This is a genomic window from Hymenobacter jeongseonensis (assembly GCF_015694725.1).
Taxonomy (GTDB): Bacteria; Bacteroidota; Bacteroidia; order Cytophagales; family Hymenobacteraceae; genus Hymenobacter; species Hymenobacter jeongseonensis.
In genome coordinates, this window is the sequence record NZ_JADQDQ010000012.1 from 25,890 (window position 1) to 47,663 (window position 21,774).

20 protein-coding genes are annotated in these 21,774 nt (G+C 60.2%); 9 read left to right on the plus strand and 11 right to left on the minus strand.

Translation table 11 applies throughout. From position 1 onward, the window contains the following. Positions 1–38: 38 nt before the first annotated feature. Together I2I05_RS18465 and I2I05_RS18470 are read left to right on the plus strand one after the other, a co-directional pair. Positions 39–1,268: an MFS transporter gene (locus I2I05_RS18465; RefSeq protein WP_196283732.1), complete on the plus strand. Its 1,230-nt coding sequence runs from the start codon at positions 39–41 to the stop codon at positions 1,266–1,268. A gap of 79 nt (positions 1,269–1,347) precedes the next feature. Next, positions 1,348–1,875: an NADPH-dependent FMN reductase gene (locus I2I05_RS18470; protein ID WP_196283733.1), complete on the plus strand. Its 528-nt coding sequence runs from the start codon at positions 1,348–1,350 to the stop codon at positions 1,873–1,875. Positions 1,876–1,951: 76 nt separating this feature from the next. Here I2I05_RS18470 and I2I05_RS18475 read toward each other — a convergent pair whose 3' ends face one another. After that, positions 1,952–2,494, minus strand: a complete 543-nt coding sequence (locus I2I05_RS18475; protein ID WP_196283734.1) for a DUF2062 domain-containing protein — start codon at positions 2,492–2,494, stop codon at positions 1,952–1,954. 90 nt (positions 2,495–2,584) lie between these two features. On the opposite strand from I2I05_RS18475, the gene I2I05_RS18480 reads away from it, so the two are divergent. The 6 genes from I2I05_RS18480 (at position 2,585) to I2I05_RS18505 (ending at position 9,598) form a co-directional block, all read left to right on the plus strand. After that, complete coding sequence (locus I2I05_RS18480; RefSeq protein WP_196283735.1) at positions 2,585–3,535, plus strand: YihY/virulence factor BrkB family protein; 951 nt, start codon at positions 2,585–2,587, stop codon at positions 3,533–3,535. A gap of 48 nt (positions 3,536–3,583) precedes the next feature. Next, the gene (locus I2I05_RS18485) at positions 3,584–5,032 is read left to right on the plus strand and encodes a DEAD/DEAH box helicase (protein ID WP_196283736.1); all 1,449 of its coding nucleotides are present in this window, start codon (positions 3,584–3,586) and stop codon (positions 5,030–5,032) included. After that, positions 5,032–5,382, plus strand: a complete 351-nt coding sequence (locus I2I05_RS18490) for a low molecular weight protein tyrosine phosphatase family protein (RefSeq protein ID WP_317192378.1) — start codon at positions 5,032–5,034, stop codon at positions 5,380–5,382. The genes I2I05_RS18485 and I2I05_RS18490 overlap by 1 nt, the downstream gene beginning before the upstream one ends. Positions 5,383–5,405: 23 nt before the next feature. Further along, positions 5,406–6,701: a hypothetical protein gene (locus I2I05_RS18495; RefSeq protein ID WP_196283737.1), complete on the plus strand. Its 1,296-nt coding sequence runs from the start codon at positions 5,406–5,408 to the stop codon at positions 6,699–6,701. A 61-nt stretch (positions 6,702–6,762) separates the two neighbouring features. Continuing rightward, positions 6,763–7,704 (plus strand): M90 family metallopeptidase, encoded by a 942-nt coding sequence (locus I2I05_RS18500; RefSeq protein WP_196283738.1) that lies wholly within the window; start codon positions 6,763–6,765, stop codon positions 7,702–7,704. Positions 7,705–7,747: 43 nt separating this feature from the next. Beyond that, entirely contained in the window at positions 7,748–9,598 is a 1,851-nt protein-coding gene (locus I2I05_RS18505) for a M2 family metallopeptidase (protein WP_196283739.1), read from the plus strand. A gap of 36 nt (positions 9,599–9,634) precedes the next feature. Here I2I05_RS18505 and I2I05_RS18510 read toward each other — a convergent pair whose 3' ends face one another. Both I2I05_RS18510 and I2I05_RS18515 read right to left on the minus strand, forming a co-directional pair. Further along, positions 9,635–11,197, minus strand: a complete 1,563-nt coding sequence (locus I2I05_RS18510) for an alpha/beta hydrolase family protein (protein ID WP_196283740.1) — start codon at positions 11,195–11,197, stop codon at positions 9,635–9,637. Between the two features lie 93 nt (positions 11,198–11,290). Next, on the minus strand, positions 11,291–12,286 hold the full coding sequence (locus I2I05_RS18515) for a fasciclin domain-containing protein (protein ID WP_196283741.1): 996 nt from the start codon (positions 12,284–12,286) through the stop codon (positions 11,291–11,293). Positions 12,287–12,501: 215 nt separating this feature from the next. On the opposite strand from I2I05_RS18515, the gene I2I05_RS18520 reads away from it, so the two are divergent. Continuing rightward, the gene (locus I2I05_RS18520; protein WP_196283742.1) at positions 12,502–13,407 is read left to right on the plus strand and encodes a hypothetical protein; all 906 of its coding nucleotides are present in this window, start codon (positions 12,502–12,504) and stop codon (positions 13,405–13,407) included. 69 nt (positions 13,408–13,476) lie between these two features. Here I2I05_RS18520 and I2I05_RS18525 read toward each other — a convergent pair whose 3' ends face one another. The 8 genes from I2I05_RS18525 to I2I05_RS18560 all read right to left on the minus strand — a co-directional run bounded on the left by I2I05_RS18525 (position 13,477) and on the right by I2I05_RS18560 (position 21,750). Beyond that, entirely contained in the window at positions 13,477–14,199 is a 723-nt protein-coding gene (locus I2I05_RS18525; RefSeq protein WP_196283743.1) for a pirin family protein, read from the minus strand. Positions 14,200–14,399: 200 nt separating this feature from the next. Further along, a complete protein-coding gene (locus I2I05_RS18530) occupies positions 14,400–15,233 on the minus strand; it encodes a LexA family transcriptional regulator (protein WP_196283744.1) in 834 nt (277 codons plus the stop codon). Positions 15,234–15,349: 116 nt separating this feature from the next. Next, on the minus strand, positions 15,350–16,162 hold the full coding sequence (locus tag I2I05_RS18535; RefSeq protein ID WP_196283745.1) for a hypothetical protein: 813 nt from the start codon (positions 16,160–16,162) through the stop codon (positions 15,350–15,352). An 86-nt stretch (positions 16,163–16,248) separates the two neighbouring features. After that, complete coding sequence (locus I2I05_RS18540; RefSeq protein ID WP_196283746.1) at positions 16,249–17,142, minus strand: hypothetical protein; 894 nt, start codon at positions 17,140–17,142, stop codon at positions 16,249–16,251. Further along, positions 17,139–17,813: a DUF2306 domain-containing protein gene (locus tag I2I05_RS18545; protein ID WP_196283747.1), complete on the minus strand. Its 675-nt coding sequence runs from the start codon at positions 17,811–17,813 to the stop codon at positions 17,139–17,141. Before I2I05_RS18545 ends, I2I05_RS18540 begins: the two co-directional genes overlap by 4 nt. A gap of 72 nt (positions 17,814–17,885) precedes the next feature. After that, a complete protein-coding gene (recQ, locus tag I2I05_RS18550; RefSeq protein WP_196283748.1) occupies positions 17,886–20,111 on the minus strand; it encodes a DNA helicase RecQ in 2,226 nt (741 codons plus the stop codon). 81 nt (positions 20,112–20,192) lie between these two features. Further along, positions 20,193–20,549, minus strand: a complete 357-nt coding sequence (locus tag I2I05_RS18555) for an endonuclease domain-containing protein (protein WP_196283799.1) — start codon at positions 20,547–20,549, stop codon at positions 20,193–20,195. After that, a complete protein-coding gene (locus I2I05_RS18560) occupies positions 20,497–21,750 on the minus strand; it encodes a THUMP domain-containing class I SAM-dependent RNA methyltransferase (RefSeq protein WP_196283749.1) in 1,254 nt (417 codons plus the stop codon). The genes I2I05_RS18555 and I2I05_RS18560 overlap by 53 nt, the downstream gene beginning before the upstream one ends. Between the last annotated feature and the right edge of the window lie 24 nt (positions 21,751–21,774).

The following is a 21,774-nucleotide window of genomic DNA, read 5'->3' on the forward strand; positions in this document are numbered from 1 at the left end:
GAGGGTCCTTTGCTCCTCACGGGCGTCAATAATCACTAATGTTTTCCCCTCCCGCCCGCACCCTGCCGCTGCTCTACGCCATCATTCTGGTGGATGTGATAGTGGGGGCGGCACTCGGGCCGGTGCTGCCAGAGTTTGTTCGGGGGCTGCGAGAGCCCCAGTTGTGGCTATCAGTGGGCACGGGTGTGTTTCTGGGGGTTCAGCTGTTTTCGGCGCCGCTGCTGGGGCGGCTGAGCGACGGGTACGGGCGGCGCCCCATTTTTATCCTCTCAGCGGTGGGCACACTGCTAGCCAATTCGCTGCTGCTGCCGGTGCGGGCTGGCCTCTACTTCGTCAATCGGGCTTCCGATGGCCTCACCAACGGCATGTACTCCACGGCGCGCTCGGCCATCACAGACATCTCCCCGCCTGGCCGGCTGTTCCGAAACCTGGGCATCGAGGGCGCTATCATCTCGTTAGGGTTTGTGCTGGGGCCCATGGCCGCGGGCTTGCTGCTTACCGTGCTGGCAGTGCCCGCCGGGCAGCAGGCCGCCTACGTGGTGCGGCTGGCGGTCATCCTATCGGCCCTCAACGTTTTGCTAAGCTTTTGGCTTCCCGAAACGCATCGGCAGCAAAACGGAGTGCGGGGAGCCGAACTGCGCACCGAGTTGGGGCGGGCGGTCAACCCCTTCACCCTCTGGGCCCGACTGCAAACCAAAAACGCCAGCAACCCCGGCATTCGGCGCATTGTGCTTACGCAAGTGGCCCTCACACTCAGTACCGGCTACTATTTCTACTTCGTCCCATTTGTAAGCATGGGAGAGCTGCAGTTGGATGCGCGCGGCATATCCTATTTGTTCATCTACTTCGGCTGCCTTAGCATCGTGCTGAACTACGGGTTCTACACCTATTTGGCCGACCGTATCAACCAACGGAAAGCCATTATGTGGCTGGCGCTGCTGGGCACGCCGGTGCTGCTGGGCTACGGCTTGGTGGGCACCTCTAAATTCGCCTTCTACATCTTTCTCACGCTCGATTGCCTGACCCTTTCCCTCATTCAGGGACTGCTGGAAGGCCGGCTGGCCCGCGAAACCACAGAGGCTGACCGGGGCGAAATTTTTGGGTTGAACCAGGCGTTCCAGTCGCTGGCCAGTTTTGGGACGGCGGTGGTCTTCAGTGGGCTTTCGGTACTGGATTTGCGCCTGCCCTGGGCCTGGTTTGCCCTGTGCCTCGCGGCCGTGGCCTGGCTCTCGATGCGCCGGGAAACCACAAAAATTCCTGCCGCGTAGCACGGCTTCGGATGCTTGGCAAAACCTCGCCGCATATTTTCGGTTGTCAGCTTGCTTCTTACTACCCCAGCGTCCCGTTTTGATAACCCTCCTCGTCGGCACGAACCGACCCAACTCCCGCGCCCGCCGCATTGCCAACTACTACAGCACGCTGCTTAGTGAGCTGAATGCGGAAAGCCAAATCCTTGACTTAGCCGAGTTGCCGGAAGATTTTATTGCCTCGGCGCTGTACGCCAACGCGGGCACGAACCCGCTCTTCAACCGCTTGGCCGACATGCTCGATGCCGGCGATAAGTTGGTGATTATTACGCCGGAGTACAACGCTTCCTTCCCGGGCGTATTGAAAGCTTTTATCGATGGTTTGCCGTATCCGGGCGGCATTCGCGGGAAAAAAACGGCGCTGATTGGGCTTAGCAACGGCGGCCAGGGCGGCCTGCTGGCCATGACTCACCTCACCGACATCCTCATGTACCTCGGCTCGGCCGTATTGCCCCAGCGCGTGCGCTTGCCCTTTATCGGCAAGGATTTGAACCAGGAAGATGGCCTGAACCAGGACCTTTCCCGTCAGCTATTGCGCGAGCAAGCCGTGGCTTTGCTCGCTTTCTAGCCGTCACTGCTATTACATCTTGATAAAACTAGCTTTCTAACAGGAGGCTTGTTCTCGATTTTGACAAGCCTGCTTTTTACGCTGCTTCCTGTGCTGCCGCTCGGCGCTGCGCGATTCGCCGGAACACCGGCCGCAATAGAAAGTAGAGAACGGCGACCACTGGAATCGAGCTTAGCAGCCAAATCAGCATGGCGCCCACTTCGGCCCGCCACAAGAGCTGCAAAGCCGCCCGCCAATCGGTGGCAAACAGGTGGCGTACGTTGGCCAAAGTCAACTCATTTTCCTGGGTATTGCCCATCAGGCGCGCGCCCTGGCGGAGCAGCGGAATGATGATAATGAGCTGTAAGGGCGTCATCATGTGGCTGGTAAACTGCAGCGCGGCCACATTCAGGCGCAGGCGCACCGCCACTAGCGCCGCCACCGTGGTAATGGCGCCCATGAGCGGAATAGACCCAATCGACACGCCCAAGGCCACGGTTAGGGCCAGCTGCTCCGGCGACAAGCCCTGGCGCAACAAGCCCAACATCGGATTGAGCAGGCGGCGACGCAGCCAGCCCGCCGGGGGCGCAACAGTGGCCGGGGTGATTTCGGTGACGGGCGGTACGGGCGATGTGGGCATGAGGGAGGCCGGAGCCGGCGCCCCGTATCTTCGCTGGACGCGGCCGGCCAAAGCACAATGCTTTGCGGGGCCGCCCCGGCTTTTTTGCTGATGACAAAAGTAATCCCGCACGCGGAGTTGCCCGGACCCTGGTGGCGCGAACTCCCGATTTTACTGCACCGCGCCGGCCGCGAGCTCGGCGCCAACGACCCGCTCAGGCTGGGCGCGGCCACGGCTTTTTTCACCTCGTTTGCGCTACCGCCCATTCTCATCATCCTGATTCAGGTGCTGAGCTCGCTCTACCCCGCGTCGCTGGTGCGCCTGATGCTGCTCACCAAAATCAGCGACCTGGTGGGGGCACCGGCGGCCGGGCTGGTGGCCCAGATTGTGCAAAACGTGGCCGACCCGCAGCGCAGCCGCCTCGTGACTTGGGCAGGCTTTGCCTTCTTGCTTTTTGTGGCCACCACCCTGTTCACCATCATTCAGCATTCGCTGAACCAGCTTTGGCAAATCCGGCCGCGGCGCGGCGCGGGCAAGTTTTCGCAGGCCATGCGCGAGCGGGTGCGTTCGGGCGGGATTTTGCTGGCCACGGCATTGCTCTCCCTGCTGGCTTTCGCGGCCGATGCGGCCCTGGGGCTTTTTGCCAGCGCCATCCACGATTTTGACGCCACGTTCGTTTATTACCTCGTCCGGGTCCTGAACGCTGCTATTGGCTGGTTAATCCTGGCTGCCTGGTTTGGGGTCACGTTCCGCACCCTGAGTTTGGCCAAGGTGCCGTGGCGGGCGGTCACGCGCGGGGCGGCCCTCACGGCGCTGCTCATCAGTTTGGGCGAAGTGATTTTGGGCAAGCTACTGGTGGCCCGCGACCTGGGCCCGGTGTACGGCCCGGCGTCGAGCTTGGTGCTGGTGCTGCTGTTCGTGTTCTACTCAGCCATGATTTTTTACTTCGGGGCCGCCTTTACCAAAGCTTATGCGCACCGCATTGGGCTGGACATTCGGCCCAAAAAAACGGCCGTGCGCTACCGGCTGGTCAACGTGGCCGAAGGCGAAATGGGCTATTGATAGTTATCGCCCCCGCGTTGGCCTTGCTGCATCCGTTACCTTTGCGCGGTGCAAACTCCTGATACCTCCGCCGCTGGCGCCGCCCACGTTCCCCCCGCAGCCAAAGCTGACCTCCAATTTTCTGATTTCGCTCTCTCGCCGGCCTTGTTGGCGGGCGTAGCCGAGCTGAATTTCACCCAGCCCACGGCCGTGCAGCAGCTGGTGCTGGCGCCCGCCCTCGAAGGCCAGGACGTGGCCGGCCAGGCCCCTACCGGCTCGGGCAAAACCGCAGCGTACGGCTTGGCCGTGCTGCAGCAGGTAGACCCCACTTCGGCCACGGTGCAAGCCGTGGTGCTGGTGCCCGCCCGCGAGCTGGTGCTGCAAGTGCGCGACGCCCTCAAAAGCCTCGGCAAGCACATGCCCAACCTGCGCGTGGCCGGCTACTACGGCGGCCACGCCATGCGCGAAGAAGTTAAAGGCATGCAGCAGATGCCGCACGTGGTAGTGGCCACGCCCGGCCGCATGCTCGACCACTTGGAGCGCCGCACCATCATTCCCAACCGCCTGAAAGTGCTGGTGCTTGATGAGGCTGACAAACTCCTTGAGCTGGGCTTTCAGGAGGAGATGGCGACCATCATCAGCCGCCTGCCGGTGCGCCGACAGACGCTGCTGTTCTCGGCCACGATGCCGGACAAAGTGCTGCAGCTGGTGCGCGAATACCTCACCAAGCCCCGGGTGATGAACGTGGGCGGCTCCAACGCCACCACTTTGCCCGAGAGCCTAGTGCTGCGCGGCCACGTAGTGAACGCCGCCGACCAGAAGCCCGCGGCGCTGTATCACATCATCACACAGCCCAATGCGGGCCGGTCCCTGGTGTTCGCTAATACCCGCGACCGGGTAGAGGAACTCACGCGTTTCCTGAAAGGCCGGGGCCTGGCCGCCGAGGCGCTACACGGCAAAATGCTACAGCCCGAGCGCGACAAATCCATGATGAAGCTGCGCAATGGTTCGGCCACCGTGCTGGTGGCCACCGACGTGGCCGCCCGCGGCCTCGATGTGAATGAACTCGACACCGTGGTGCAGTTCGACCCGCCCCACGAGGCCGAAACTTTCCAGCACCGGGCCGGCCGCACGGCTCGGGCCGGCGCCGTGGGTACGGCTCACCTCATTGTAACGCCATACGAACAGCAGAAGCTGCAAAACTGGCCCTCGGCCAGCGGCGTGAAATGGGCCGGCCTGCGCCCGCCCTCCTTGCCCAATGCCCTGCCCAAGGCACCCCGCCCCAGCACGGTTACGTTGCACATTTCGGCGGGCAAGCGGGAGAAAATCAGCGCTGGCGACTTGGTTGGCGCCTTTGTGAGCGTAGGCGAACTAGAGCGCGACTCCGTGGGCCGCATCGAAGTATTCGACCACCACAGCTTTGTGGCCGTGCCCGAAGCCGTGGCCGAGGAAGTACTGGAGAAAATGCAGGGCGCCAAGGTGAAGGGCAAGAAGGTGAAAGTGGCACTGGTTCGCTAGTGCCGGAACCCCTGCCTGAGCATCGCCAACTGCTTTTCGTTTGTAGCCAGAACAAGTGGCGCAGCCTCACGGCCGAGCACCTTTTCGACGGCCATCCGCACTACGAAGCACGCTCGGCCGGCACCGAGCCGGGCGCGCGGGTGCGCGTCACGGCCGGCCATTTGGGATGGGCTGAAATCATCTTCGTGATGGAGCGCCGCCACGCCGACCGCCTGCGCGAGAAATTTGCGGAAGCGTTGCAGAACAAGCCCATCGTGGTGCTGCGCATTCCCGATAAGTACCCGTTTGGCGACAGCGAGCTGATAGCCCTGCTCCGGCAGAAGCTGGCGGCGCATTTGCGTCTACTTTAGCGGGCAAATTATACTTTCTACATATGTTACTACGCTTACTACTTCTACCCGCTTTCCTCTTTTACACTTTTCAGACGTTGGCCCAAGCCTACGAGCCGGGCTTGCTGGTGCGCAGCAACGGCGACACGCTGCGCGGTGAGATTGAAAATGGTGCCTGGAATGAGCCGCCGGCATTTATTCGCTATCGGCCGTCGGCGGAAAGCCCCAGTCAGTTATTCCAGCCGCGGGCACTTCGGGCCGTGCAATTCACCAAGGGCCGGTATTTTCGCTACGAAATTCTGCCCATTGACCACGCTGCGAACACCCGACTTGACAGGTTGCCAGTAGGCAACGTCATGAGTGTGCAAACCGACTCCGTGCTGGCAGAGGTGCTGCTCGAGGGCACCGGCTCGCTATTTCGCGTGGCTACATTTGGCTCGGTGCATTATTTGATGCAATGCCCCGGCCAACCCGTGCTGGACTTGTGCGAGCGGAAATACCTGAGGACCAATGCCCGCGGGGTGCAGGAACTCGCTGAAGGCAATAATTACCGCAGCCAATTAGCTGTATATTTTGGCAGATGCCCGGCCGCAAACAACCTAGCTCAGAAAGCCCCTTTCACTCCCGAGGCCTTGGTAGCCGTTATGCAGGCTTACAACCAAGAATGCAGCGCCTCCCAGCAAGCCGGCCGTCGGTTTCCGGCAGAAGGTATAAAGCGCAGCTCGTCCTTATTTCAGGGCGGAATACTAGCGGGACTACGTTACAACCGCATTGTAACCCCGACTGACAATCCAAATACCAATTGCTCCGACTGCAAAGTCCGGCCTTTTGCTGGGCTGTATGGGGAATTGCTTATGCCCGGCCGCTCAACTGCCGTGTATGGCGAACTAAGCACGAGCTATTTCAGCGGCAAATTGGCCGTTAATTCTGGCATTCTGAATGGTGGAAGCTCGTTTGTGTATAACTACTACGATTATAAGGCGTGGCTCGGCACGGCCCGCATCGGAGTTCGCTATTTCATCCCGCTCCCGCATGACCAACAGTTGCTATTTGGCTTGGGGCTTGAATTGAACACCGTTTGGCGGCCCGATTATGCCACTCCGGCGGGCCAGGCGATGTCCGCCTATGCCGACAAAGTGGTTTTTGCCGACCCTACCCTGCTCCCCAATTTGGCTGTCGGCTGGCGCACTCAGCGTCTCACCTTTAGCTTGGACGGCCAGTTGTATAGCGCCCGAAATGGGGAAGGCGTTTTTAAGAATCTCGTTTTCGGGGAATCCAGCGTGTTGAGGTTCAGCACCGCTTATCGCCTGGGCCGTAAAAACGACGCGCAAACGCGTTAGAAAAATCACAAAACCACGTTCAAAAGCTAACCTCTGACCACATGGGCCGTTTAATCGGCCCATGTCCTACCTTATTTCTCTGGCCGTATTGGCCGCCATTCTCTACGTTTTCTATCGGTACGTGACGGCCGATTCCCGGCTGCGCACGGAGGCGTTGGCCGAAGCATTTCCAGTGGCCTGGCGGCAGATTTTGTCTGAGCGGGTGGCCTTTTACCTGTCGCTGACGAAGAACGAAAAGGCGCGGTTTGAAAAGCAGGTGCAGGTGTTTTTGGCCAGCACACGCATCACGGGCGTGCAAACGGAAGTAGACGACAGCACGCGCCTGCTCGTGGCCGCTTCCGCGCTGATTCCGGTATTTGGCTTTCCCGAATGGGAGTACAGCAACCTGGGCGAAGTCCTCATCGTGCCCGATGCCTGGAAGCTGGAAAACGATCCCACCAAGGAAGTGAAGCCGCTGCAAGGCACCCTACTGGGCTCGGTGCAGGGCTTCCAGAACCAACACTACATGCGCCTGTCCAAGGCCTCGCTCGAGCAAGGCTTTCGCGACGGCCTGGACCGTCAGAACGTGGGCATCCACGAGTTTGCGCACATGCTGGACGAGGCCGATGGCGTGATTGACGGCGTGCCCAAAGCTGCCCTGCCGCCCGAGTTGCTGCAACCCTGGGCCGCCGTGATGAAGCGCGAAATTGAGGCCATTGAGGCCGGCAAGTCGGAAATCAACCCTTACGCCGCCACCAACGAAGCCGAGTTTTTTGCGGTCGTTACCGAGTACTTTTTCGAGAAACCTGAGAAGCTGCAGGAAAACCACCCAGAGCTGTACGAGCTACTGGGCCGCGCCTTCCGGCAGAATCCCAAGAAGCGCTTCCTGCGCTTCGCCACCGACCCGCGCGAGTGGCTTAAGACCTTGCGCAGCAGCCGCAAGTTTGGCCGCAACGACCCGTGCCCCTGCGGCAGTGGCAAGAAATACAAAGAGTGCCACCTGGACCAGAAGCAGGCAGCATGACGGTCGTTTAATAATGAGGGCAAAATGCAGTAATCTTGCCTCTATGAAAACGCCCCTGCTTTCCATTCTGGCGGCGGCCTCGCTGGCTGCCTGCGCTCCCACCGCAAAGGCCCCCGTGGCCACAACACCCGAAACCGCTACGGCTCCGCCCGCCGCCCCGGCCCCGCCCGACTACCGTGCCCAGGCCGAGCAGTTCCTCACTGCTTATACAGCTGAATATGTTCGGCTGTACACCGCGTCCTCCGAAGCCGAGTGGCGCTCCAATACCCACATTGTGCCCGGCGATACGTCCAATGCTGGTGCCACCACGCGGGCCAACCAGCGCATGGCGGCCTTCACGGGCAGCACCGAGAACATTCAGAAACTACGGGAGCTGCTCGAGCACAAAGCTGACCTTACTGAACTTCAGACCAAGCAGTTGGCTACAGCCCTTTACAACGCGGCCAACAATCCACAAACGGTGGCCGATGTGGTGAAGCGGCGCATCGCCGCCGAAGCCGCGCAGACGGAAAAGCTGTACGGTTTCGATTATAAATACGCGGGAAAATCAGTTACCACCAACGACCTCGACGAGCTGCTGCGCAAGGAAATCAACCCGCAGCGGCGCCAGGCCGTGTGGGAATCCAGCAAGGCCATCGGCCCCACGCTCAAGGATGGCCTGCTCAACCTGCGCGACCTACGCAACCAGACCGTGCAAGCCCTCGGCTACTCCGATTACTTCACCTACCAAGCCAGCGATTATGGCTTGAGCCGGGACGAAATGATGGCCCTAGTACGCAAAATCAACACCGAGCTGCGGCCCCTCTACCGCGAGCTGCACACCTACGCCCGCTACGAGCTGGCCAAAAAATACAAAGTGAAGCAAGTGCCCGACTACCTGCCCGCCCACTGGCTGCCCAACCGCTGGGGCCAGGACTGGGGCTCGATGGTGGACGTGAAAGGCTTGAATCTGGACGCGGTACTGGCCAAGAAAGGGGCTGAATGGCAGGTGAAGCAGGGCGAGCGGTTTTACCAAAGCCTAGGGTTCCCGGCGCTGCCCGAGTCGTTCTACACAAAGAGCAGTCTGTACCCGTTGCCGAAAGACGCGGCCTACAAGAAGAACAACCACGCCTCGGCCTGGCACATGGACCTCAACAACGACCTGCGCAGCCTGATGAGCGTGGAGGCCAACACGGAGTGGTACGAAACCGCGCACCACGAGCTGGGCCACATTTTCTACTACCAAACCTACTCTAACCCCGACGTGCCGCCGCTGCTGCGCCAGGGTGCCAACCGCGCTTACCACGAAGCCATTGGCTCGATGATGGGCCTGGCAGCGAAGCAAAAGCCTTTTTTGGCCGGCCTGGGCTTGATTGACCCTAAAACCAAAACCGACGAAACCCAGCAGCTCCTCAAAGAAGCGCTGAGCTACGTGGTGTTCATCCCGTTTGCCTCGGGGGTGATGAGCGAATGGGAGAACAGTTTTTACGCCGATAAGCTGCCCGCTGACCAGCTCAATGCCAAATGGTGGGCCCTGAGCAAGCAGTACCAGGGCATTGTGCCGCCCACCACACGCGGCGAGAACTACCTCGACCCCGCCACCAAAACCCACATCAACGACGACCCCGCGCAGTACTACGACTATGCTCTGAGCTACGTCATCCTGTTCCAGTTGCACGACCACATTGCCAAGAACATCCTCAAGCAGGACCCGCACGCCACCAATTACTACGGTAGCAAGGAAGTAGGAAATTTTCTGCGCGACATCATGCGCCCCGGCGCGAGCCGCGACTGGCGCGTGGTCCTGAAAGAAAAAACCGGCGAAGACCTGTCGGCCCGCGCCATGGTCGACTACTTTCAACCCCTCATGACGTACTTGAAAGCCCAGAACAAAGGCCGCAAATACACAATGTAAATGGGTTTTTGCTTTAAAAGCTGGTCTGTCTCCAACCTATTTTCCGCCCTGTTGCTGCACCCAATCCCGCACCGTATCCAGCATCAAAGTCGAGATAATGGGGTCGACGGTCCCGTCGGGATTCGGAATCAGCTCAGCGGCTGGCGTTTGAAACCAGTGGTTGACGCCAGCTAGGCGCCGGGCACTTACTTGTTTGTTGTTCCTAAGGCCTTTTTCGAGGGCCGTGAGGTTGGCGATGGCATTTACTTCGGCATCCTCGGCGCCGTTGAGCAGCAGCACGGGGCATTGCACATCGGCCAAGCCAGGCTGCGGGTCAAATTTCAAGTAATAGCGCGACCACGGCGTGATAAGCTCGGCTGCCCGGCTGCGGGCCTCAGCCGGCGCCTGGTTGGGGTAGCGCTGGCGCAACATATTCACCACAATGGCCTGGGCCTGGTCATTGTTGGCCGTTTGACTGATAATTTCCAGCATGGCGCGCCGAAATTTGACCGTGGCGGCCAAGTGCTTGCGCTCTTCGCTTTTGATTTTGAGGTGCTGCTGCGTGAGATAGGTTTCTACCTGGGCTGCGTTGGAACCGCTGGCGCGCAGCTTGGCCGCTTTTTGCTGCACCTCGGCCCATGCCCCACGCCGAGCGGCTCCGGCTTGGGCAGTATCGGTGGGGCTGAGCGGGGGCTCGGCCTGATTGGCCAGCAGTTCTAGGCCTGGCAGCCCGGCGGCGGCCAGCGTCACCACAAATCCGGGCGGTACGGGCTGCGCTGCGGCCAGCAACGCCACATTGCCGCCTTCGCCATGGCCAAGGAGGCCCGTTCGCACCGGGTCGATGCTGGGGCGCAGGCGCAGGTAGTTTAGCCCGGCCAACGCATCGCGCAGCAGGTCGGCGGTGGTGGCCAGGCGGCCATTGCCACCCGATTGGCCCACGCCGCGGTCATCGAGCCGCAGCACGGCAATGCCCTGGCGGGCAAATGCAGCAGCCATGGCCCCAAACAGGCGGTAGTCGCCCACCCGGGCGTCGCGGTCGTGACTGCCCATGTCCGAGAGCAGCAACATCGAAGGAAACGGACCAGCGCCGTCGGGAATGCTCAAGGTGCCGGCCAGCGCCACGTTGCCGGGCTGGCTGGTTAAGGTCACCTGTTCGGTGTGGTAGGTGGTGGCCACGGGCGCCAGCCGGCTGCTTGCCAAAGCTGCCACCGTGCCTTCCGCAGCAAGGCTAAGCGTGAGCGGCACCCGCAGGCCGGGCTGCGACCACACTCCGCGCAATTGCTGGCCTTCGGCGCTGGCCACACACACAAACCGAGACTCGGCCAGCGCCGCGTAGAAGACCAGCGTATCGCCCCGGAACGTCAGCGACATCGGCAACCGGGTCAGCCGCTTGGCGGGCAGGTCCAAATTGGCAATGAGCTTATTGGGCGCCGGCTGACTGATTACAATCTGAATGGGCACGCTTCCGCCGGGAATGGCCAACGGACCTTTCCAGACACCGGCCAGGACCGGAACAGCCGGCCGAATGGGCTGGCCGAGGGCGCTGCCGGGCAATAGTCCCGTTATCAATGCCCAACCAATAGCAACGCGTAAGCTCAGCTTTAGCATAATTGATTTCATGCAAATGCCCCGCCGCACCAACACGGTGAGCGGGGCATTTTACGTCTTAAATTTTTCGGAAAACCCGATACTTCATCATCAACGCGTTGCTTTCTAAGGAAGTATCACCCGGTCGATTACGTGCACCACTCCGTTGAGGCACTGCACGTCTGGAATGACCATGTTGGCCACATTGGCCCCGTTGCCGCTGCCTTTCACTGTGAGCACGCCATTATTGAAAGCGCCAAGTACTACTGGAGCGCCACCGGCCGAGGCAATGGAGGTATTCATGGGGAGCTCGGGCGTAAATTTCCCGCCTTGGGTCCCTCCTACTACATGGTTGAGCAACACGGCCGTCACGGTGGTAACGGGGAGCTTACGGATGTCGCTGGGCTGGTTCAGGGGCACGCCCAGAATCACGCCCAAATCCTTAAATGCCTGGTCGGTTGGGGCAAACACGGTCAGCTTGGCGCTGGTAGCCGTGCCCGCTAGTGCCGCCGTCAGGTTGCAATACACCACGGCCTCAACGAGAAAGGTCAGCTCAGGCTTCACAAAAACATCCCCTCTTTGCAAGGCCAGGGCCGAATTCAGCACGTCGGCGTTGGTAGCCAGCAGCACTTTGTCGATGGGGTGAATCAGCCCGTTGGCCGCGCGCACATCGGTGGCCAAAATCTTGGAACCGTTGACGTAGGTGCTGCCATCGGCCCGTTGAATGATGCGGCGCCGCGGTCCCAAGGCGGAAGCCGAGGTGCTGCCCGGCGTGAGGGCACTGCCCGCCAGCGTGCCGCTGAACACGTGGTAGAACAGCGTGTTGCGTAGGAACGGTTGCTGGAGAACAGTCAGGTCTTGCGGGGTGCGCAGGCCCAGGCGGGCAAAGGCATCGTTGGTAGGCGCAAAAACGGTGAAATTGCCCTGCGGGTCGTTGGCGTTTCTGTTGCCCAGCAGTACGGCCACGTCGCCGCGTACAGCAGCATCTTCCAGGGTCTGAAAGTCCGGATTGGTGACGGCAATGTTGGTGATTGACGGGTCAACTTCGTCGTTTTTTGCGCAGCTACCCAACAGAAATAAACCCAACAATAGAGCCGCAGACAACGTGTATTTTTTTTTCATCGTGTAAATAGTAAAGTTCGCCGAGCTAATCAATACATTCAACCCAAAGCACTGAATACAAACGTATTTGAAAACCGTTTGGATTGCGCTAAGGTAAATCCAGTCCCCCAAACAACCCCGTAGATTGCAGTATTAAACCGGCCCGAAGAAGCCTGTTGCCCTGCTTTTGCAAGAAGCCTATATCAAAATAATCTGTTTTCTTCTTATTTAAATTCATGCGAAACTTTTCCGCACTTTTTATTGGCATGTTGTTCTTGGCGGGCACGGCCCCCACAGCGCAGGCCCAGAGCCTGGTGAGCGGGTTTATGGCGGGAAAAGGCCACGGCTCTGTCGTGGTATCGGGCACCACCGAGCGCTACGAAACCGTTTACCTGGCGCCCGAGAAAATTGACGGGGTTCCGATTTTTCAGGAGGTGCGCGTCAACTCGCTCAACTTTTATGGCACTTACGGCCTCAGCGACAAGATTGACGCCGTCATCAGCCTGCCCTACATCCAGTCGAAAGGCCGGGCCGCCGGCACGGTCATCAGCGACCTGGACGCCCTCTATTCCACGGCCGGCTACACCAACGTCCGCCAGGGCCTGCAGGATATCACCGGCCTGCTCAAGTTCAAAACCTACAGCCGCGAGATTGGCAGCAGCATCCTCGATTTGCTCGGCGTGGTCAGCTTCAGCACCCCCGTCAGCGACTACCAGACCAATACCGGCTACGGCTACATCATTGCCATCGGCAACCGCGCCACCAAGTATTCGGCTTCGGGCATTGCCCACCTCAAAACCAGTTCCGGTGTGTTTGCCACCGGCCAGGTAGGCTACAGCCTGCGCACCGGCCAAGTGCCCCACGCCTTGGTTGGCGAAGCCAAAATTGGCTACGCTGGCCCCAAAACCTACCTCGAAGGCTTCGCCTCGTTCCAGGAGTCGAACGGCGGAACCGACATTTCGCAGGAGGGCTTCGGAGGCTTTTTCCCTTCCACACGCGTCAATTTTATCCGCTTGGGCGGCAGCGTGTACCGGCCCCTGGCCCAAGGATTTGGCGTGGTACTGGGCGCCAGCACCTACGTTTCCGGCCGCAACATCGGCAAATCGACGGGCTACTCGGCAGGCCTATCCTACAACTACTAGTCGCATAAAAGGGCCACAAAAAAAGCCGGGAATTACCCGGCTTTTTTTGTGGCCCGCTACTGGGGGTGCTTAGTAATTCGATTCGGCTGATGGCAAATCAATCAGGATAAATTGGGAGTCCTTGGCGGCGCGAATGTGCACCACGTCGTCGTTGGTCATGCGGGCTTGGTCGTTGGGGCCCAGCTCCGTGCCGTTCACGAAAATCGAGCCTTCCTTCACGTAAATAAAGGTGAGGCGAATGGGAAAGGTCTTGAATTCGATTTCGTTGTCCTCGTTCAAATTGGACCAGTACACGGTGCTGTTCGAATTCATGTACACCACGTCTTCGAGCACTTTTTGGCCCGTAACGAGGGGCACCAGCTCGTTTCTGTTGCCGCTGGTAAAGCCAATATCCTTCTGTTCGTAGCTGGGAGCCAGGCCTTTCTGGCCCGGAATAAACCACAACTGATAGAGGTGCAGGGGTTTATCCTGGCGGTTGAATTCGGAGTGGGCCATGCCGGTGCCGGCGGTCATGCGCTGCACTTCGCCCTCCTTGATGGAGGTTTTGTTACCCATGGTATCCTCGTGAGTCACCTCGCCTTCGAGCACCAACGTCACAATCTCCATTTCCGAGTGCGGATGCTGCGGAAACCCCGACTGGGGCGCCACGTTGTCGTCGTTGAACACCCGCAGCGGCCCAAAATGCATGTTGTCGCGGTCCAGATAATCGGCAAACGAAAACAGGAAATAGCTACTAAGCCAGGAGGCGGGAGCGGCGTGATGACGGTCGGCGGAGGAAATGTATTTGAGCATAGAGCGGAAGCAAAAAGGTGGTCGTGCTTCGCATACGCGGTTGCGCGCCCCTTAGTTAGTGGCCCACCAAAAGGAAAGCCCTTCCGCTACCACGGAAGGGCTTCTAAAATCGGCGGCAAGCGAATGGCTTGGCCTACCGCGTTGGACCATGTGTTTGGGTCGATAATCGGTTTCGCGGCTCAAGCTGCTGCCGATTTTCTCTAGGCCTTTTTCAGCAGTGCCACCTGCTGTTGCAGGTCCAGCACGAGGCTGGCCACGCGCTCCAGCGAGAGTTCGGCAATGGGGAACGTGCTGCTGATGTAGCTCTTAGCCTCCCAGATTTCCAGCACATCGTCCACGTTAATTTCATAGGGAGAGAAATGGGGGTTGTCGGAATGCAGCACGAACATGGCCCCGGAACGCAGCTTGTTGAACACACGCTTGAACACGATGCCGTCTTTGCTGCTCACCACCACGCACGGCGTGCCGTCTTTGATAGTTGCCCAATCTTCCACGTAACGCCCCACGATGACCGTGCCGCTGGCAATGGGCAGCATGGAATCGCCGGCAATTTCGAAGGCCCGGTACGTGCCCGTTTGCGAGAGCATGGGCAGCCGGAACTTGGGCAGCACCTCCAAATACTCGGGGTCGGCGTAGCCGTTCAGGTAGCCGGCAGCGGCTTTCTGGGGCACGAGCTCAATGTTTTCGTTCTGGTCCTTGTCCACGGTGAGGGCCAGAATGCGGAGCTTGCCGCCGGCGGGCGTAGTGGGTGGGTCGGTATCGTCTTCGGCCGTCGCATCGGCCGCAGCAGGCTCCTGGGCGCGCATGGTGCCAATGGCTTTGGCGTTCTTGCGCTTGCTAAAGTCGGTGGTCACCAGCTGGTCGAGCGTGATGCCGAACAGGCGGGCCATGTTGACGAGGGTGGCGAGACGGGGCTCGGCGCGGCCTTCTTCGTAGGCGCCCACCAGGGAGCGTTTGATGCCGAGCTTATCGGCCATCTGGGCCTGCGTGAGGGCAAGCTCGCGCCGGCAAAATTTGAGGTTGGTATTAATCATCGGGAGGGGCAGCAGCCGGGAATGGCGTTGTTTTCAACGCAGATTCGGCTGGTGAAGTTAGCAACGCAAGCACGAAGTTACTAATTCACTTAGCTAATATTTTTCTGCCCACCACTTTAGCGTTGAGCAAGTTGTTTTTCAACCCACCATTCCTCGTTCTTCCAGTAAGTATCCCACCCCACGCGGGTATACTTGCGGTTGATGCTGCCGCTGCGGTCCCCCATCGTAAAGCGGGTCAGCACCTGCCGGGTCACGGCTACGCCCTGTTTCCACAGGGCGGGCACGGCCTCATCAGCACCAGCAGCATTGCGCCATTCGCCGTCAAATAGCAGGCCGCCGCTGCGCGTGACGGGGTTGTCGGTGCGCTCGATGAGTACGGCCCGATTCCCGGGCATAACTCGAAAATCGAGGGCAATGCGCCCATTGAAACGGCCGCTCAGGCCGTGGCTACTGGTGGCTTGCAGGGCAAAGCCACCCGTGGCGCAGTACGTGGGCTGACTGGAAAGGCTGTAGTCCGCGCCGTATACTTTCACCTCGGCGGGCAGCCGCTGTACCTGCTGGAGCTCAATGGCGCCCCGAAACGGGGTGACGTCGCCATAGCACCGGAACTTGCCGGCCACGAGGTAGCGACCCGGGCTTTTGGCATCGGCCTGCACGCTGGTGAATACGAATTCCAGCCGGCGCCCGTCGTAGCCGAAACAACCATTCAGCACGTCTTCGGGGCCGGCCTGGGGCTGGTGTTGCCACAGCCGACCCAGATTGGTGCGGCCCAGCAGGGCCCGGCGGGCGGCGTTGGTGAGCACTGCGCCGGGGGCCGCCAGCGCCCCCGGCGCAGTAAGGCGATGGAAGCCGGGATTGGCCGGGCGGCCTTGGGGCCGGGCCGCGGCGAGCAACAGCGCAGGCGCCGCCAGCAGCAGAAAGTAACGCATAGAACCGCGAAAAAAAGTGAACGAAGGCCATCTATATTGCTAGATGGCGCTTCTGTTTTTTAACGGTGTGCAACTGCGTTTTAGTATTAGAGGCTGAGCGAGGGCTTGGGGGAGTCGGCCCACCATTCGTCGTTTTCCCAGGCTTCGTCCCAACCGAGTTTGGCGTATTTGGGGTTGATTTGGCCACCCCGGTCACCAATGCCAAAATCGGTATACACATCGGGCGCGGCGGCGAAGAAATCAGTGGAAACCACAAATTTTTTGACCTGCTTGGTCGAACGATTCAGCCGGTTGCCCCGCAGCAACAGGCCGCTGCCCCGGGCGGGCATGCTTTCATCAATGCCCAATACACCCGTCACGTAATCCGTTTTATTCGAGTCCGCAAGGGTGTAGAAATCGAGCACCGCCTCTCCTTCAAATACGCCGCTGTTATCGCTGTTTTCCTCCACCAACTGCAGTCGAGCTCGGGCTGTGTAGGTTTGGGCGGCCGCCGTATCCGGCAAGTCGCTGCCAGCCCCGGCAATAAAAAAGCCTCCCCGGGGCAAATCCTGCACCTGTTGAATGGTCAGCGTTCCGGTGAAGTTTCGCACATTTTTTCGGTAATGGCATTTGCCGCGGACGTGGTAGACGGCCGGGTTCTGCTCATCAAGCTGAACGTCGTTGAATATCAAGGCAAACCGGTAGTGGTCGGGGCCGAAAAAGCCCTCCAAAGCCGGATTCGTTTGTCTGTTCTTGATATCTCCCTGTAAAAGACCAGCCAAGTTGCAACGACTCAGCAGGCTTTGCATAGGGGCTGTTAGCGTATCTGACACCTTGAACAGTGACGGCAGCGGCGGTTGGGCCAGTTGGGCAGAGGTACTGGCAGCACCTTGTGCTTCTACGGCAACTTGTGAAACGGATGCCGCCTGCGCAACCGGGGCCTTTTCATGACATGCCGCGGCGACCAAGGCTAGTCCAATTCCCCAAATCAGATTTTTCATGCCGCCAATTTACTCCGAAGGTTCGGCATGAAAGCCTGCAAAAAGTACCGTCCCAATCCTACTTCCAGCAGAATTTCAACCAGCACCAAATTACCCACCCACGACAGCCACGTCACCGTCAGGTACGTCTCGATGGGCTTGGTTTCGAACACGTAGTATAGCACGTAGCTTTCGCCGCGCAGGGCCAGAGCGGCCAGGGTCACGGCGTAGGAGCGCAGCATCCAGTCCACGTGCAGGCTCCACTGGCGCTGGCGGGCCGCCTGGTAGGCGCGCCAGGTGCACAGCCACCACACCAGGCATTGCAGCGTGAACCCGACCTGCGCGGCCAGCCCGCCATTGGCAAAGCGTGCCAGAATGAGCCCCGACGGAGCCGCCAGCGCCAGAATACCGATGATGTAGAACTTGCCCAGCTGCCGGTGCAGCCCCGGCCCACGCCGCGCCAGCACCGGCAAAAACTGCAGCAGCCCGGCCACCAGCACCACGAGGCTGGTGGTGATGTGCACATAAAACCCCAGCCGAAACACGGAGTTGTCGTTGGTGTCCTCGCTTTTGGTGGTAAGAAAGTGGATGCCCTTCTCGAAGGTGTAGTAGGGCAGCGTTTTGGTGAGCATCAGGCCCGCGAAGGCGGCGATGACGAGGGCCGCGAGGGCGAGGAGAATTTTTCGGGCCATGAAGCGCGGCGGTTTCGGGCGGGCACCTGCAAATAAAGAGGCCCGCCGTGGGTAACGGCGGGCCAGATTCTTTTATTGGCCGCGCAAGCGCTTGTGGTAGAGCGCGGCCATGCGCAACTGGAAGTAGTCGTACTTCTCGCGCAGGTGGTCAAACAGGTCGCGGAGCGTGGGGTCGCCGCCGAGCTGGGCGCGCGCGGTGAATATTTCGGCCAGCTCCGCGTCACTCGCGAAATCGTGGATGCGCAGCTCGCGGCCCTTGGCGTAGGCGTTGTAGAGGTGCGTTTTCACGGTGCTCAGGGCCAGGCCGCGGCGCTCGGAAATATCCTCCGGCGTGAGGCCCATTTGATGGAACTGAATAGTGGCGTCCTCGGAGTCGCTTACGGGTTTATCGGCTTTCTCGGCTGCCGTCAGGCGCGGGCGCGGCTCGTTGAACATGCTGTCCGAATCAGAGGGCACGTACTGGCCGCCGCCGTGCTCCAGAATGAGTCGGATGAAGGCTTCGCCGTAGGTCTCGAATTTCTTCATGCCCACGCCCGAAATGCCCAGCATGCCCACGCGGTTCACGGGCCGTTCGGCGGCCATTTCCTGCAGCGTGGCATCGCTAAATACCACGTAGGGCGGCACCCCCTGCTCGTCGGCAATCTGCTTGCGGAGCTTGCGCAGCTTGTCGAACAGCTGCGCCTCGGGCGTGCCAATGGTGGCGGCAACGGGTGCTTTTTTGCCGGCGCGGGTGGGCTTCTCGGCCTTCTCACTGGGCTGGAATTTCTTGAGCGGCAGCGCAAGCTGGCCTTTCAGCACTTCGTGGCCGCGCTCGGTGATTTTCAGTGCGTAGCCTTCCTCGTAGGCGATGTAGAACAGGCCATCGTTCAGCATCTGGTGGATGTAGCTGTACCAGTCGAGGTAGGGCAAATCGGAACCCGCGCCGTAGGTCTTAATCTGGTCGTAGCCGCCTTGTAGCACGGCCTGATTGCGCATACCCCGCAGAATGTCAATCAGCAGATTGATGGCCACCCGCTCACGGCTGCGGAACACGGCCGAGAGGGCTTTTTGGGCAATCAGCGTCCCATCAAACGTGGTGGGCGGGTTGCGGCAGATGTCGCAGTTGCCGCAGTCGTGCGGCAGGTTTTCGGAGAAGTAGTTGAGCAGGATTTTGCGGCGGCAGCTGGCGGCTTCGGCAAATTGCTGCATGCGCTCCAGCTTGGCGGTGTTGAGCTGGGCCTGCCGGGCGGGCACGTCCTTGGTCACCATCTCGCGCATCTGCATCACGTCGGCGAAGCTGTAGAACAGGATGGCGGTGCTGGGCGCGCCGTCGCGCCCGGCCCGACCGATTTCCTGGTAGTAGCCTTCGATGTTTTTCGGCAGGTTGTAGTGCATCACCCAACGCACGTTGCTCTTGTCGATGCCCATGCCAAAGGCGATGGTGGCCACAATCACCTGAATATCATCCTGCAAAAAAGCTTCCTGGGCCTTGCCGCGCTGCAAGGGCGTCATGCCCGCGTGGTAGTGCGAGGCCTTGATGCCCTTGGCGATGAGCTTACCGGAGATGGTTTCGCAGGTCTTGCGCGAGAGGCAGTAGATGATGCCGGGGTCCTGCGGATTGCGGGTGATGTAGTCGATGACCGAGCCCACCCGGTCCTGACCGGGGCGCACCATTAGGTTGATGTTCGGCCGGTCGAAGCTGGACAGGAACACCTTGGGCTCGCGCAAGTTGAGTTGGGTAATGATGTCGCGCTTCGTCAGCCGGTCGGCCGTGGCCGTGAGGGCGATGATGGGCGTGCTCGGGAAGTGGTTCCGCAACTGGCCCAGCTGCGTGTATTCGGGTCGGAAATCGTGGCCCCAGCTCGAAATACAGTGCGCCTCGTCGATGGCAAACAGGCTGATATTGACCCGCGTCAAGAACTGCAGGAAACCGTCGGACAGTAGCTTTTCGGGCGACACGTAGAGCAGCTTGAGGTAGCCACCGGTGGCGGCGCGGGCAATGTCATTGGCCTCGCTCTGGCCCACGCTGCTGTTGATATAGGCTGCCGCAATACCGTTGGCCTTCAGGGCTTCTACCTGGTCCTTCATCAGGGCGATGAGGGGCGAAACTACGATGCAGGTGCCTTCCGAAACGACGGCCGGAATCTGAAAGCAGACCGACTTGCCGCCGCCGGTGGGCATAAGCACCACGGTGTCTTTGCCGGCCAGGATGTGCTGGATGATGTCGCCCTGCATGGGGCGGAAATTGTCGTAGCCGTAGTACCGTTTCAGGGCCTGGCGGGCGGCTTGCAGTTGCGGGGCAGTGGCTAGTTCGGGCATGTTGTTCGGGGTAACCTCACCCCCCGGCCCCCTCTCCCGCGGAGAGAGGGAGCCGGACGACTCGTTGGGGAGCGGTGTAATTTATAGATTCTCGGTAATGGTGGCGAGGACTTCGTCTAAGCTGGTTAGCACTTGCTGGTTGGTGAAACGCAGTTCGCGGTAGCCTAATTCCGTTAGTGTGAAGGTACGGCCGAGGTCGTATTCGGCTTGCTCGGGGGTGAGGTGAATTTCGCCGTCGAGCTCGATGGTAAGCTTGGCCGATACGCAGATAAAATCGACGATAAAAAAGCCAATGGCGTGCTGGCGGCGGAACTTGATGTCTCGTTTGGAGCCCCGTAATTCCTGCCAGAGAATATTTTCGGCGGGCGTGGGGGCTTTGCGGTTTTCACGGGCATAGACCTTCGCCTTGTCCCAAGTGCGGACATCGGTGTGGTAGATGTGCTCTTACGGGCCGCTTAGCCTGAGAGGCTCGTTCATGCGAGGAAGATAGCGCCACCCGCCGACTCCCCCGGTACAGCTCATACTTCATCAGCCGGCAGTCAATTGGCCCGTTGAACAGCGGCACTCGCCGCGCCGGCTTCAGCCCGATGCTCTTCGCCGCCTCCAGGTTTCCGGTGAAGACGAAAGCGTTATAGCCCTGAAAATTTGCCTTTAGTGAATCTCCAATCGTCTTGTACAAGGCCGCCATTTCGGCCTCCTCCCCTATCCGCTCGCCATACGGCGGGTTCATGAGCACAATGCCCGGCTCCTCCTTGGCCGGAGCTACGGCATCTTTCACATCGCGGACGGACAACCGAATAAAGTCCTCCAATCCAGCGGCCGTAATGTTGGCCGCCGCCATGTCGATGGTTTTGGGGTCGAGGTCGGAGCCGGCGAGGTAGGCCTGCGGCTCGTCGAGGCGCTGGGCTTTGGCTTCTTCGCGCACCTGCTGCCAGAGTTCGGGGTCAAAGTCGTACCAGTTTTCGAAGCCAAACTTGCCCTGATGAAACAAGCCGGGCGCGATGCGCTGGCTGATGAGGCCCGCTTCGGTGAGGATGGTGGCCGAGCCGCACATGGGGTCGATGAGGGGCTTTTTGCCATCCCAACCGGATAGCATCACCAGGCCGGCGGCCAGCACCTCGTTCAGCGGCGCTTCGTTGGTGTGCTGGCGGTAGCCGCGGCGGTGCAGCGAGTCGCCGGCCGCGTCGAGGCTGAGGATGACTTCGTTTTCCGTCATGCGCAGGTGCAGGCGGATGTCGGGCGTGCGGGTGTCGATGCTGGGCCGCTCGCCGGTGCGGGCCCGGAACTGGTCCACAATGGCATCTTTGGTGAGCTGGGCCACGAAGAGCGAGTGCTCGAAGGTGGAGCGGTTCACCACGGGCGTAATGGCGAAGGTTTGGCCCGGGCCAATAAAATCCTGCCAGTCGATGCGGCTGACCTCGCGGTACAGCGCCTTTTCATCTTCGGCATAAAACGCGGCGAAGGGCCGCAGCAGGCGCATGGAAAGCCGGCTCCAGAGCGCTACTTCGTAGAGCAGGCGGTGGTCGCCAATGAACTCAACGGCCCGCGAGCCGACGTGCGTGATATCGGCCCCGAGGGCGTAGAGTTCGTCGGCGAGCAGTTCTTCCAGGCCGAACTGGGTGGTGGCGGTAAGGTGCATAGTACTGCAAAGGTCGGGCTCCAG